Source organism: Micromonospora sp. NPDC047738, from assembly GCF_040642675.1.
In the GTDB taxonomy this organism is placed as follows: domain Bacteria; phylum Actinomycetota; class Actinomycetes; order Mycobacteriales; family Micromonosporaceae; genus Micromonospora.
Window position 1 is genome coordinate 62,378 of record NZ_JBEYSO010000015.1, and the last position, 15,161, is coordinate 77,538.

The 15,161-nt window shown below is 75.8% G+C and carries 2 protein-coding genes; both read right to left on the minus strand.

What is annotated here, in order from left to right; all coding sequences use genetic code 11:
* Nucleotides 1-2: 2 nt before the first annotated feature.
* Complete coding sequence (locus ABZ783_RS22825) at nt 3-236, minus strand: MbtH family protein (protein ID WP_357441519.1); 234 nt, start codon at nt 234-236, stop codon at nt 3-5.
* Nucleotides 233-15,160 (minus strand): amino acid adenylation domain-containing protein, encoded by a 14,928-nt coding sequence (locus ABZ783_RS22830; protein ID WP_357441520.1) that lies wholly within the window; start codon nt 15,158-15,160, stop codon nt 233-235. Before ABZ783_RS22830 ends, ABZ783_RS22825 begins: the two co-directional genes overlap by 4 nt.
* Nucleotide 15,161 lies beyond the last annotated feature (1 nt).

A 15,161-nucleotide genomic window follows, 5' to 3' on the forward strand; every position in this document is an offset into this window, starting at 1 on the left:
TCCTAACGGGCCGCGGCGGCGCCGTCGGCGGCCATCGCGGCGATCAGGCTCTTCGGGCGCATGTCGGTCCACTCGCGCTCGACGTAGTCGAGGCAGGCCTGCCGGCTGTCGTCGCCGAAGGCGGTGTGCCAGCCGTCGGGCACCGGCACGAACGACGGCCACAGCGAGTGCTGCCCCTCGTCGTTGACCAGCACCACGTACCGGCCCTCCTCGTTCTCGAACGGGTTGCTGCTCATCGCGTTTCTCCCTCTCGCTCGGTGTCGATCGCGCTCAGCCGCTCGGCCAGCACCCGGCCGATGGCGGCCAGGGGTTCCGGCTGGGTCATGTCGTTGTGCTGGCAGTCGACGTCGTGCGTCCGCACGCCGCCGGACAGGTGTGGCCGCCAGGCGGCCCGCGGGTCCGCCCCGGGTGCCCGGTCGCGGGTGGCGACGAACAGCAGCGCGTCGAGGTCGACGTGCCCCGGGCGGTGCTCCCGGGCCAGCCGGGAGTTGTTGGCGAACACCTCGTACAGGGCGGTGATATGCCGGGCCTCCAGCCGGCCGAGCACCCCCTCGTTGCGGCTGAGCAGCTCGGCGACCTGCTCCTCGTCGACCTGCTCGGCGGCAGCGTCGGCCGGGTAGCCGGCCAGCTGCAGCATCCCGGCCAGGAACTCGGTCCGGTTGAGGATGCCCGGCTCGGCCCGCTCCGCCTCGGTCTTCGGGAACGAGTCCAGCAGCGCCAGCAGCGCCACCTGCTCGCCGTCGGCCCGCAGCCGGGCGGCGATCTCGTGCGCGATCAGCCCGCCGAACGACCAGCCCAGCAGGTGGTACGGGCCGGCCGGCTGGACCTCCCGGATCCGGGCCAGGTAGTCCTCGGCGATCTGCCCGACGCTGCCCGGCAGTTCGGCGCGCTCGGCCAGGCCCCGCGACTGCAGACCGTAGATCGGCCGGTCGGTGAGGTGCCCCATCAGGCCGGAGTAGGACCAGCTGAAGCCACTGGCCGGGTGGACGCAGAACAGCGGCGGCCGGGCGCCGTGCCGGCGCAGCGGCAGCAGCACGTCGAAGGCGCTGCGGCCGTCGTCGTCGGCGGTGTCGAGCCGGTCGGCCAGCTCGGCCACCGTCGGCGCCTCAAACAGCGTACGCAGGGCCAGGTCCACCTCGAAGGTGGCGCGGACCCGGCTGATCAGCCGGGTGGCCAGCAGCGAGTGCCCGCCCAGGTCGAAGAAGGCGTCGTCGATGCCCACCTCGGGTACGCCGAGCACCTCGGCGAACAGCCCGCACAGCACCCGCTCCCGGTGGCTGCGCGGGGCGCGCCGCTGCGCGCCGGCGCCCGTGTCGGCCGCGTCCGGCACCGGCAGGGCACCCCGGTTCAGCTTGCCGTTCGGGGTCAGCGGCAGCTCGGCCAGCACCACCACGGCCGCCGGCACCATGTACTCCGGCATCGCCGCGGCGACCGTGGCGCGCAGCTCGGCCGGCTGCGGACTCCGGCCGGGGGTCGGTACGACGTACCCGACCAGCCGCTGGTCGCCGGGGCGGTCCTCGCGGACGATCACCGCGCAGCGGGCCACGTCGTCGTGGCCGGCCAGCACCGCCTCGATCTCGCCCAGCTCGATCCGGAACCCGCGCAGCTTGACCTGGTCGTCGACCCGGCGCAGGAACATCAGCTCGCCGGTGTCGGTCCACCGCACGATGTCGCCGGTGCGGTACATCCGGGTGCCGGGCGCGCCGAACGGGTCGGCCACGAACTTCCCGGCGGTCTGGCCCGGGCGGGCCAGGTAGCCGCGGGCCAGGCCGCCACCGGCGACGTACAGCTCACCCGGCACGCCGGGCGGCACCGGCCGCAGCCGGGCGTCGAGCACGTACAGCCGGGTGTTGGCCAGCGGACCGCCGATCGGCAGCGGGCCGGGCGGGATCACCGCACCCGGTGCGATCCGGTACTCGGTGCAGTTGACCGTGGTCTCGGTCGGGCCGTACATGTTGTACACCGCCACGCCCGGGTGCTCCCGGCGCCACTCGTCGACCACCTCGCCGAGCAGCAGCTCCCCACCGAGCAGCAGCTCAGCGGTCGGGGCGTAGTCGTCCGGCAGCGCGGCCAGCAGCCGCAGGTGGCTGGGAGTGGCCTTCAGGAAGGTGCAGGCGTGCCGGCCCAGCCGTTCCCGGGTCGCGGGGTCGTCGTCCAGGCCGGCGACGTGCACCGTGCCGCCGACGGTCAGCGGCACCCACATGCCGGTGACGCTGAGGTCGAACGAGATCGACGAGTGCAGCAGCGCGCTGCCGCGTACGCCCTGGTAGTCGCCGCCGGCGAAGGTGAGGTAATCGGTCAGCGAGCGGTGCTCGATCACCACCCCCTTGGGCCGGCCGGTCGAGCCGGAGGTGTAGATGACGTACGCGGGGTTGTTGAGCCGCAGCGGCGCGACCCGGTCGGTGTCGGTGACCGGTTCGGCCGGGAAGCCGTCCGGGTCGCAGTCGTCCACCAGCAGCCGCGGCACCCCGCCCGGCAGCTCGGCGGCCGTGGCCGTGTCGGTGAGCAGCAGCGCGGGCGCGGTGTCGGCGAGCATGAAGGCGATCCGGTCCGCCGGGTAGGCCGGGTCGACCGGCACGTACGCGCCGCCGGCCTTGAGCACCGCGAGCAGCCAGCCGACCAGCCGGGCCGAGCGGGGCAGGGCCACCGCGACGAACCGCTCCGGACCGACGCCCCGCGCGATCAGCAGCCGGGCCAGCCGGTTGCTGTACGCGTCCAGCTCGGCGTAGCTCAGCTCGGTGTCCGCGTCGACCAGGGCCGGCGCGTCCGGGGTACGGGCGACCTGCGCGGCGAACAGCTCCGGCAGGGTGGCCGCCGGCACCGGGGCGGCGGTGTCGTTCCAGGTCACCAGCACCTGCTCGCGTTCCGGCCCGGTGAGCAGGTCCACCGCGCCGATCGGCTGGTCCGGGTCGGCGGCGAGCGCGGCGAGCATGGCGCGCAGCCGGTCGGCGATCCGCTCGACGGTGCCGTGGTCGAACAGGTCGGCGCTGTACTCGATCCGGCCGGCCAGCCCGGCCGGGGCGCCGGCGTCGTCCACCTGCTCGGCGAGGCTGACGTTCAGGTCGAACTTGGCCCCGCCGGTGCCCGCCGACAGCCCGGACACCCGCAGGCCGGGCAGCGTCACGTCGAGGCGGGCGTGGTTGTGCACCGCCAGCACGACCTGGAACAGCGGGTGGCGGGCCACCGACCGGGCCGGGTTCAGCACCTCGACCAGCCGCTCGAACGGCACGTCCGCGTGGGCGTACCCGGCCAGGTCGGTGGCCCGGACCCGGTCCAGCAGTTCACCGAAGGTCGGGTCGCCGGAGGTGTCGGTGCGCAGCACCAGGGTGTTGACGAAGAACCCGATCAGCCCGTCGACGGCCTCGTCGACCCGGCCGGCGATCGGGGTGCCCAGCGGCACGTCGTCCCCCGCGCCGAGCCGGGTGAGCAGGGCGGCCAGGGCGGCCTGGGCCACCATGAACAGGCTCGCCTGCCGCTGTCGGGCCAGGTCGGTCAGCCGGGCGTGCAGGTCGGCCGGCACCTCGAAGGTGACGCTGCCACCGCGCCGGCTGGACACCGCCGGGCGGGGCCGGTCGACCGGCAGCTCCAGCTGCTCGGGCAGCCCGGCGAGGGTCTGCGCCCAGTAGCCGGTCTGCCGGCTGACCAGGCTGTCCGGGTCGGTCTCCGCGCCCAGCACGGCACGCTGCCAGAGCGCGAAGTCCGCGTACTGGACCGACAGGGCGGGCAGGTCGGGCGCCCGGCCGGCCCGCCGGGCGGTGTACGCGGCGGCCAGGTCGGCCGAGAGCGGCCCGGCCGACTGCCCGTCGCTGGCGATGTGGTGCATCAGCAGCAGCAGAACGTGCTCGTCGGCGGCGAGCCGGAACAGGTCGGCGCGCAGCGGCGGCTCGCCGGCCAGGTCGAACCGGTGCCCGATCGCGGCGGCCAGCGCGGCGGGCAGGTCCGCCTCGGCGACGTCGTGCTCGGCCAGCGTGGGCACCGCCGCCGCCGGGTCGAGGACCCGCTGGTACGGCTCGCCGTCGACCTCGACGAAGACGGTGCGCAGCGTCTCGTGCCGGGCCGTCACGTCGGCCAGCGCGGCCTGCAGCGCGGCCCGGTCCAGGTCGCCGTGCAGCCGCAGCGCCAGCGGCACGTTGTAGCTGACGTCGGAGTCGTCGAAGCGGTTGAGGAACCACAGCCGCCGCTGGGCGTAGGACACCGGCACCAGCTCCGGACGCGGCCCGGGGCGCAGCGGCGGGCGGCTCTCCCCGCCGGCCAGCAGCCGCGCGGCGAGGCCGGCGACGGTCGGGGTCTCGAAGACCGCCCGGATCGGCAGCTCCACGCCGAAGACCGCGCGGATCCGGTTGACGATCCGGGTGGCCAGCAGCGAGTGGCCGCCAAGGGCGAAGAAGTCGTCGTCCACGCCGACCCGGGCCACCCCGAGCACGTCGGCGAAGACACCGCAGAGCAGCTCCTCCTGCGGGGTGCGGGCGGCCCGCCCGCCGGCCGAGCCGAAGTCCACCGAAGGCAGCGCCTTGCGGTCGACCTTGCCGTTGGCGCTCAGCGGCAACGCGTCCAGCCGGACCACCACCGAGGGCACCATGGCGTCCGGCAGCCGGGCGGCCACGTGGTCACGGACCGCCTCCGGGTCGGTGTCGCCGACGACGTACCCGACGAGGCGGTTGGTGCCGGCCGGGTCGGTGTTCACCGCAACGGCGGCGGCGGTCACCCCGGCCGCGGCCCGCAGCGCCGCCTCGACCTCGCCCAGCTCGATCCGCTGGCCGCGGATCTTGACCTGGTCGTCGTTGCGGCCGAGGAACTCCAGCTGCCCGTCGGGGCGGTAGCGGACCCGGTCGCCCGTGCGGTAGAGGCGGGCGCCGGGCCGGTCGGCGAACGGGTCGGCGACGAACACGGTGGCGGTGCGGCGCGGGTCGCCCAGGTAGCCGAAACCGACCCCGACGCCGCCGACGCACAGCTCGCCCGGCACCCCAGGCGGCACCGGCTGCAGGTTGGCGTCGAGCACGTACAGCTGGGTGTTGCGGATGGCCCGGCCGATCGGCACCCGGTCCGCGTCGGCGTCGGCCGGGGTGGCGATGACCGCGTGCGTCACGTCGTCGGAGCACTCGGTCGGCCCGTACGCGTTGAGCAGCGGGATCCCCGGGAATCGGGCGAGCCAGCGGTGGCACAGCTGCGGCGGCAGCGCCTCGCCGGTGACCAGCAGCCAGCGCAGCTTCGGCAGCTCGGGCACCGGGGCGCCGGCGTCCCAGGCGTCCAGCGCGGTGCGCAGCAGCGACGGCACCACCTCGAGGATGGTCACCCCGTGCCGCTGGACCCGGCCGAACAGGGCGCCCGGGTCCAACGCGGTATCGTCGTCGACCACGTCGACGCTGCCGCCGGTGAGCAGCGAGGAGAGCATCTGCCAGACCGAGACGTCGAAGGTGAGCGCGGCATTCTGCACCACCACGTCCGCCTCGGTGAGGTCCAGGTCCTCCACCTTGGCCAGCAGGTGGTTGAGCATCCCCCGCCGGTGCACCATGGCGCCCTTGGGCCGGCCGGTGGAGCCGGAGGTGAAGATGACGTACGCCAGGTCGGCCAGGCCGGCGGCCAGCGGCGCGGACCCGACCGGCGGGCCGGCCTGGGCCAGCGGCAGGACGGTGACCGGGACACCGGCGGCGGCGACCACCTCGGCGGCCAGCGCCTCGTGCGCCTGGTCGACCAGCAGCCAGCGAGTGCCGCTGTCGACCAGCAGGTCAGCGTTGCGGGCCACCGGCGAGCGCGGATCCAGCGGCAGGTAGGCGCCGTCGGCGGTGAGCGCGGCCAGCACCCCGGTGATCGCGTCGGCGCCCCGGTCGGTCAGCAGCGCGACCAGGGAGCCCCGCCCGGCGTCGGCGGCGCGCAGCCGGGCGGCCAGCTCGTCGGCGCGGGCGATCAGCCCGGCGTAGGTGAGGGTCTGCCGCGGGTCCGTCACCGCGACCGCGTCGGGCCGCGCGGCGGCCACCGCCCGGATCAGGGTCACCGGGTCCTCGCCGGGCACCGGCCGGCCGGTGGCGTTCCAGTCGACGAGCATCCGCTGCCGTTCGGCCGGGCCGACCACGTCGACGGCGCCGATCGGCGCGTCCGGGGTGGCGACGGCGGCCTCCAGCATGCGGAGGAACCCGGCGAGGATCCGCTCGGCGGTGGTCTCGTCGAACAGGTCGCGGCTGTAGTCCAGCCGGCCGTCGATGCCGCCGGCGCCCGCCGGCCGTTCGGTGAGGTCGATGGACAGGTCGAACTGGGCGGCGTGCGCCCCGACGTTGTCCACCACGACCCGCAGGCCGGGCAGGTCCAGGTCCACCGTGGCGTTGTTCTGCAGCACCAGCATGACCTGGAACAGCGGGTTGCGGGCCATCGACCGGGGCGGGTTGAGCACCTCGACCAGCCGCTCGAACGGGGTGTCCTGGTGCGAGTACGCGGCCAGGTCGGCCTCGCGGACCCGGTCCAGCAGCTGCCGGAAGGTGGGGTTGCCGGTGGTGTCGGTGCGCAGCACCAGCGTGTTGACGAACATGCCGACCAGCTCGTCGACGGCGTCGTCGGTGCGGCCGGCGATCGGGCTGCCGATCGGCACGTCGGTGCCGGCGCCGAGCCGGGTGAGCAGCGCGGCCAGGGCCGCCTGGAACACCATGAACAGGCTGGCCCCGGTGGCGTGCACCAGCGCGTTGAGCCGCTCGTGCAGCGCCGGTTCGACGACGAAGCCGAGCATCCCGCCCTGGTGGCTGGCGACCGGCGGGCGCGGCCGGTCGGCCGGCAGGGTCAGCTCGTCCGGCGCGCCGGCCAGCGTGTCCCGCCAGAACCGCACCTGCTCCGCGATGGCGCTGTCGGGGTCGGACTCGTCGCCGAGCACCGCGCGCTGCCAGAGCGCGTAGTCGGCGTACTGCACGGGCAGCGGGGGGAACTCCGGCGCCCGCCCGGCGACCCGCGCGGCGTACGCGGCGGAGAAGTCCCGGCCCAGCGGGGCCATCGACCAGCCGTCACCGGCGATGTGGTGCAGCACGAGCAGCAGGAAGTACTCGCCGCCGCCGAGGTCGAACAGCCGGGCCCGCAGCGGCGGGTCGACGGCCAGGTCGAACCCGCGCCGGGTCTCGGCGAGCATCAGCTCGCGTACCTCGGCCGGGTCGACGGCCTCCACGGTGATCGGCGGGCAGGCCGCGTCGGCGGTCAGGATCACCTGGTACGGGTCGCCGTCGGCGTCCGGGTAGATCGTGCGCAGGCTCTCGTGGCGTTCGAGCACGTCGCGCAGGGCGGCGCGCAGCGCGGCCACGTCCAGGTCGCCGGTCAGCCGCAGCAGGATCGGGATCTTGTACGGGGAGTCGGCGCCGGAGAGCCGGTTGATGAACCAGAGCCGGTTCTGCGCGTACGACAGCGGGATCCGCTCCGGCCGGGGCATCGGCGCCAACGCCCGGCGCGCCTGCTTCGCGCCGCCGAGCCGGGCGGCGAGCCCCGCCACGGTGGGCGACTCGAACAGGTCCCGGATGGCCAGTTCCGCGCCGAGCGCGGTGCGGATCCGGCTGACCAGGCGGGTGGCCAGCAGGGAGTGGCCGCCCAGGGCGAAGAAGCTGTCCTCGATGCCGACCTCGGGCAGGCCGAGCACGTCGGCGAAGAGCCCGCAGAGCACCTCCTCCTGCGGGGTGCGCGGCGCCCGCCGGGTGGAGCCGGCCGCGTAGTCGGGCGCCGGCAGGGCCCGCCGGTCCACCTTGCCGTTGCCGGTCAGCGGCAGGGCGGCCAGCACCACCACGGCGGCGGGAACCATGTACTCCGGCAGCACCGCGGCGGCGTGCGCGCGGAGCACGGCCGGGTCCGGCGGCGCCGCGCCGGCGGCCGGTACGACATAGGCGACCAGCCGCTTGTCGCCGGGCCGGTCCTCGCGGACCACCACGGCCACCTGCCCCAGGCCGGGGTCGCGGGCCAGCACCGCCTCGATCTCGCCGAGCTCGATCCGGAAGCCACGGATCTTCACCTGCTCGTCGGCGCGGCCGACGAACTCCAGGCTGCCGTCGGGCCGCCAGCGGACCACGTCTCCCGTCCGGTACATCCGGGAGCCGAGGTCACCGGTGCCGGCCGCGCCGAACGGGTTCGCCACGAACCGCTCCGCGGTCAGCCGCGGCCGGTTCAGGTAGCCGCGGGCCAGCCCGGCGCCGGCGATGTACAGCTCACCGGCCACCCCGGGTGGGGTGGGGCGCAGGTAGTCGTCCAGCACGTACAGCCGCATGTTGTCCAGCGGCCGGCCGATCGGCACCGAGTCCGGCACCTCGGCCACGGCGTGCATCAGGTGGTGCGAGGCGAACGTGGTGGTCTCGGTCGGGCCGTAGCCGTCGCCGACCACGAGGCCCGGGCAGGCGGCAAGCACCCGGCGCACCATCGGCGCGGGCACCACGTCGCCGCCGGTCCAGACCTCACGGACCTTGGCGAACGCCTCCGGGGTCTCCTCGGCCAGCAGCCGGAACAGGCCGGCCGTCAGCCACAGCGCGGTCACCTGGCCGCCGGTGAGGACGGCTCGCAGGTCGTCCATGCTCAGCTCACCGGGCGGGGCCACGACCAGTTCACCGCCGTTCAGCAGCGGCACCCACAGCTCGTACGTCGAGGCGTCGAAGGCCAGCGGCGAGTGCAGCAGCACCCGGCGCTGCCGGTCGGTCCGCCAGCACCGGTCGGCGGCGAGGCTGAGCACGTCGTACTGGGTGACCGCGACGCCCTTGGGGGTGCCGGTCGACCCGGAGGTGTACATGACGTAGGCGAGCTGCCGGGGGTGGGCAGGCCGGGCCGGGTCGGCGTCCGGCCGGGCGGCGATCTCGGCGGCGGCGTCGCCGTCGACGGTCACCACGGTCAGGTCGTGGTCGAACCGCAGGCCGGCCATGGCCCGGTCGGTGAGCAGCACCGAGCTGGCGGTGTCGGCGGCGATGTGGGTCAACCGGTGGGCCGGGTAGCGCGGGTCCAGCGGCACGTACGCGGCGCCGGCCTTGAGGATGGCCAGCACCGACACCACCTGGTCGACCGAGCGTTCCTGGAGCAGGGCGACCCGGTGCTCGGCGGCGACGCCGAGCGCCAGCAGGTGCTGGGCCAGCCGGTTGGCCCGGGCGTCGAGTTCCCGGTAGGTCAGCGTGGCGCCGTCGGCGGCGCGGACGGCCACCTGGTCCGGGGTGCGGGCGGCCTGCGCGGCGAACCGGGCGGCCACCCCGCCGGTCAGCGCCGGCTCGGGCCGGGTGGTGTCGTTCCAGTCGGCCAGCACCAGCCGCCGCTCGGCCGGGTCGAGGACGTCCAACCGGCCGACCGGGGTGTCCAGGTCGGCGGCGACGGTGGTCAGCAGCCGCAGCAGCCGGTCGGCGAGGCGCTGCGCCGCGTCGGCCGGGAACAGGGCGGTGCGGTGGTCCAACTGCAGCCGCAGCCGCTCGCCGGGGATCGCGGTGACGGTGAGCGGGTAGTGAGTGGCGTCCCGGCCGGAGACCCCGGTCAGCCGCAGCCCGGTGCCGGGCAGGGCCAGCAGCTTCGGGTCGAGCGGGTAGTTCTCGAAGACCACCAGGGTGTCGAAGAGTTCCCCGTGCCCGGCCAGCCGCTGCACCTCGGTGAGCGGCAGGTGCTGGTGGGCCATCAGCGCGGACTGCTGGTCCTGCAGGCGCAGCAGCATTCGGGCGACCGGCTCGGCCGGGTCCAGCCGCAGCCGGACCGGCAGGGTGTTGATGAAGAGCCCGACCATGGTCTCCACGCCGGCGATCTCCGGCGGGCGGCCGGAGACCGTGCCGCCGAACACCACGTCGCCACGTCCGGTCAGCGCGCCGAGCAGCACCCCCCAGGCGCCCTGCAGGATGGTGTTGAGGGTGACGCCGTGCCGCCGGGCCTGCGCCTGCAGGTCGGCGGTCAGCTCGGCCGGCAGGTCGAGGACAAGCCGGTCGGGCAGCTCCGGGGCCCGGGCCGGGTCGGCCGGGGCGAGCAGGGTCGGCTCGGCCAGGCCCGCGAGGGCCTCGGCCCAGGCCCGCTCCGCGGTCGCCCGGTCCTGCGCGCCGAGCCAGGCCAGGTAGTCGCGGTAGGGCGCCACCCGGGGCAGCTGCCGGTCGTCGCCGCCGGCGGCGTACAGGGCCAGCAGCTCCCGCATCAGCGTCGGCACCGACCAGCCGTCGAGCAGGATGTGGTGGTTGGTGAGCACCAGCCGGTGTGCGGTGTCGGCCAGCCGCAGCAGGGTGAACCGCAGCAGCGGCGGGCGGGTCAGGTCGAAGCCCTCGGCCCGGTCGGCGGCGAGCAGCTCGCGGACCCGGTCGGCCTGCTCCGCGCCGGCCAACTCCCGCAGGTCGTGCGCCCGCCAGCCGGCCCGGAGCCCGTCCACCACGACCTGCACCGACTCGCCGGACGGGCGCTGGCGGAACGCGGCCCGCAGGTTGGCGTGCCGGGCCAGCAGGGCGTCGGCGGCACCGCGCAGGGCTGCCGTGTCCAGCTCACCGGCCAGGTCGAAGCAGAGCTGCACGGTGTAGACGTCGCGGTCCGGCCCGTCGTACAGGGCGTGGAAGAGCAGCCCCTCCTGCAGGGTGGACAGCGGCAGCAGGTCGCTGGCGGCCGGTTGGGCCGCCTCGATCGCCTCGATCTCCTCCTGGGACAGGGGCAGCAGCAGGTCGGACGGGGTGTGCCCGCCCGCGCCGGGGGTGGCGGCGTGGGTGACCAGGGCGTCCAGCGCGGCCAGCCAGTCGTCGGCCAGCTCGCGGACGTCCGCCTCGCCGAGCAGGGTCTGCGGCCAGGAGAAGGTCGCCGACAGCCGGGGACCGTCGGCGTGGTCCCGGGTGACCGCGTTGACCTCGATGGCGTGCGGCACCGGCAGGGCACCGTCCGCACCGCCGCCGAGGGCCCGAGCGTCCGACGCGACCGTCCAGGCGGTGTCCCCGTCGTCGGCGGTGGCGAACCGGCCGAGGTAGTTGAAGCCGATCTGCGCGGCCGGCCGGTCGGCCAGCTGCCGGGCGGTGTCGGCGTTGAGGTAGCGGAGCAGGCCGTACCCGATGCCGTTGTCGGGCACCGCGCGGAGCTGTTCCTTGACCCGCTTGACCGCGCGCCCGGCGGCGGCGCCGCCGGCGAACGCCTCGGCCAGGTCGAGCCGGCCGAGGTCGAGCCGGACCGGGTACATGGTGGTGAACCAGCCGACGGTCCGGGACAGGTCCAGGCCGGCGGCGAGTTCCTCCCGGCCGTGGCCCTCCAGGTCGACCAGCAGGCCCGCCTCCTGGCTGCCGCGCCGGCGCCGCCACCGGGTGACCGCGAGGGTGAGCGCGGTGAGCAGCACGTCGTTGACCCGGCCGTGGAACGCCGCCGGCACCCGGGTCAGCAGCGGCGTGGTGCGCTCCGCGGGCAGGGTGACGGTCAGCAGCCGGCCGGCGTCCACAATGTCCCGGGCCGGGTCGAGCGGCCGCCCCGCGAGCGGGGTCTCGGCGACGCCGAGCCGGTCCAGCCAGCCGGCCAGCTCGACGGTCCGCTCCGGGCGCGCGGCCTCGGCGACCAGGTGCTCCGCGAAGCGGCGCAGCGAGGTCCGCACCGGTTCCAGTTCGGGGGTACGCCCGGCGGCGACGGCCTGCGCGGCGGCGGCCAGGTCGGGCAGCAGGATCCGCCAGGACACCCCGTCGACCACCAGGTGGTGCAGGGCCAGCAGCAGCCGGCCGGGCCGGTCGGCCCCGGCGTCGAACCACAGCGCCTGCAGAATCCGCCCCTCACCCGGGGCCAGCCGGGCCTGCACCGCCTTGGCCTGCTCCTCGACCAGCCCGCGCAGCTCGTCGGCGTCCAGCCCGGCCGCGTCGATCCGGGTCACCACCTCGGCCGCGGCCACGCTGCCGCGCGGGCCGATCTCCTGCCGCCAGCCGCCCGCCGCGTCGCGGACCAGCCGCAGCCGCAGCGCGTCATGGTGGTCGACCAGCGCCTGCACCGCGGCGACCAGCTGCTCGGGCCGCAGCCCGGCCGGGCTGGTCACCAGCATCGACTGGTGAAAGCCGTCGATCGGGCCGCCCCGCTCGCGCAGCCAGTGCACGATCGGGGTCAGCGGCACCTCACCCGTACCGTCGTCGGTGGGCACCGGCACGGCGTCGTCCGCGGCGGCGGCGGCGAGGCCGGCCACCGTCCGGTGCACGAAGACGTCCCGGGGGCTGAACGACAGCCCCGCCTTGCGGGCCCGGCTGACCAACTGGATCGACACGATACTGTCACCGCCGAGGTCGAAGAAGCTCTCGTCGACGCCCACCGCGTCCAGCCCGAGCACCTCGGCGAACAGCCCGGCGAGCAGGGCCTCGCGGCCGTTGGCCGGGACCCGGCCGCCAGCGGAGCCGGTGAACCCGGGGGCCGGCAGCGCCCGCCGGTCCAGCTTCCCGCTCGGGGTCAGCGGCAGCGCCGGCAGGCCGACCACGGCCGCCGGCACCATGTACTCGGGCAGGCTGGCACCGACGTGCGCCCGCAGCGCGGCCGGGTCGACCAACGCGCCGGCGGCCGGGACCACGTACCCGACCAGGCGCTTCACGCCCGGCTGGTCCTCCCGCGCGATGACCGCGACCTGCGCGACGGCCGGGTGGCGGGACAGCACCGCCTCGATCTCGCCCGGCTCGACCCGGAAGCCCCGGATCTTCACCTGGGCGTCGGCCCGGCCGACGAACTCCAGCGTCCCGTCGGCGCGCCAGCGCACCAGGTCGCCGGTGCGGTACATCCGCCCGCCCGGCTCGGCGGCGAACGGGTCCGCCACGAACCGCTCGGCGGTCAGCGCCGACCGGTCCAGGTAGCCACGGGCCAGCCCGGCCCCGGCGATGTACAGCTCCCCGGGCACGCCGGGCGGCACCGGGCGCAGGAACCGGTCGAGGACGTAGGCGCGGGCACCGGCGACCGGGGCGCCGATCGGCGGGGCGCCGGCGCCGGGGACCAGCGGCGCGCTGAGCGTGGCGGCCACGGTGATCTCGGTCGGCCCGTACGCGTTGACCATGCGCCGGCCGGGGGCGAACCGGGCGACCAGGTCCTCGCCGCAGGCGTCGCCGCCAACCACCAGGGTGCGCAGCACCGGCGGCGCCACGGTGGGCAGGCCGGCGAGCGCGGCCGGCGGGATGAGCGCGTGGGTCACCTGCTGGCCGGTCAGCACGGCCGCCAGGTCGTCGCCGACGAGCGGCCCCGGCGGCGGTACGACCAGCGCCGCCCCGGCGCCGAAGGCGGCGCAGAGTTCCAGGACCGACGCGTCGAAGCTGGGCGAGGAGAACTGCAGCACCCGGCTCGTGGGGTCGACGTCGAAGCCGGCCACGATCGCGGCGGTGAAGCTGGACAGGCCGGCGTGGGTGACCACCACCCCCTTCGGCCGGCCGGTGGAACCGGAGGTGTAGATGAGGTAGGCGGGGTGCCCGGGCTGCACCGCTGCGCCGCGCTCGGCGTCGGTGACCGGGCCGGTGGGCCGGGCCGCCCAGTCCGCCACGGTGGCCGGTTCGTCGAGTAGCAGCCGGGGCACGCCGGTGTCGGGCAGGTCGATCCCGGTCCGCGTGGCCAGCAGCACCGGCCGGGCGTCGGTGAGCATGAACGCGATCCGGTCCGCCGGGTAGTCCGGGTCGACCGGCAGCCAGGCGCCGCCGGCCTTGCTCACCGCGAGCGCGGCGGTGACCAGTTCCGGGCTGCGCGGCAGGGCGAGGGCGACCACACGCTCCGGGCCGACGCCGCGGTCGACGAGCAGCCGGGCCAGCCGGTCGGCGGCGGCGTCCAGTTCGGCGTACGACATGGTGTCGTCGCCGATCAGGGCCGGCGCCTGCGGTCGGGCCGCGACCTGGGCGGCGAACAGTTCAGGGAAGGTGCGCGGCGGGACGGGCGGCGGTCCGGCGGCCCAGTCGCCGAGCACGGCGGCGCGCTCGGCGCCGTCGAGCACGTCGAGCGCGGCGACCGGGGTCTGCGGTGCGTCGACGACCTGGCTGAGCAGGCGGACCAGGCGGTCGGCGATGCGCCGGGCGGCCGCCGCGTCCAGCAGGTCCGGCCGGTGGTCCAGGCGCAGGGTGAGCTGTTCCCCGGGCAGCACGGCCAGGGTCAACGGGTAGTGCGTGGCGTCGTGCCCGGTGACCGCGGTGACCCGCAGGCCGGTGCCGGGCAGGTCCAGCGCGGCCGGATCGAGGGGGTAGTTCTCGAACACGGTCAGCGTGTCGAACAGGTCGCCGTCGCCGGTGCCGGCCAGCCGGCGGATGTCGGCGAGGCCGAGGTGCTGGTGCGCCATCAGCGCCGACTGCTCGTCCTGCACCCGGGCCAGCAGGGCGGCCAGCGACTCGGCCGGGTCGAGCCGGATCCGCACCGGCACCGTGTTGATGAACAGGCCGAGCATCGACTCGACACCGGGCAGCTCCGGCGGCCGGCCGGCGACGGTGGCGCCGAAGACCAGGTCGTCGTCGCCGGTGAGGATGCCGAGCAGCAGCGCCCAGGCGCCCTGGACCACGGTGTTGAGGGTGACGCCGAGCTTGCGGGCCGCGGCGGTCAGCCCGGCGGTGAGTTCGGCGGGCAGGGCCACGGTGAGCTGTTCGGGGGTGGCCGGCGGGCGCGCCGGGTCGGCCGGCGCGAGCAGGGTCGGCCCGGTCAGCCCGCGCAGCGCGTCTCGCCAGGCCCGCTCGGCGGCGGCCCGGTCCTGCCGCTCGAGCCAGCCGAGGTAGTCGCGGTAGGGGGTGACCGGTGGCAGGGTGCGGTCGTGCCCGCCGGCGACGTAGTGCGCGAAGAGTTCCCTGGCCAGCAGCGGCATCGACCAGCCGTCGAGCAGGACGTGGTGGTTGGTGAGCACCAGCTTGGCCCGCTCCGGTCCGGTCCGGATCAGCGCGGCGCGCAGCAGCGGTGGGCGGGCCAGGTCGAATCCGGCGGCCCGGTCGGCGGTGAGCAGCCGGGCCACTTCGTCGTCCCGGTCCGCCGCGGCGTGGCCGGTCAGGTCGTGCTCCTGCCAGGCCGGGGTGATCTCGCGCGGCACCACGGCGACCGACTCCCCGGTCTTGCGCTGCCGGATGCCGGCCCGCAGGTTGGCGTGCCGGGCCAGGATCGCGGCGAGCGCGCGGCGCATCCGGTCGCCGTCGACCGGACCGGTCAGATCCAGGGCGAACTGGACGGTGTAGAGGTCCGACGCCGCTCCGTCGTACAGCGCGTGGAACAGCAGTCCCTGCTGCAACGGTGACAGCGGCAGGATGTCCTCGACGCGTGACTGCTTCACC

Bases quoted from the DNA above. Each gene is read 5' to 3' on its own strand.
- ABZ783_RS22825 (WP_357441519.1), bottom strand. From the start codon at position 236: ATGAGCAGCAACCCGTTCGAGAACGAGGAGGGCCGGTACGTGGTGCTG.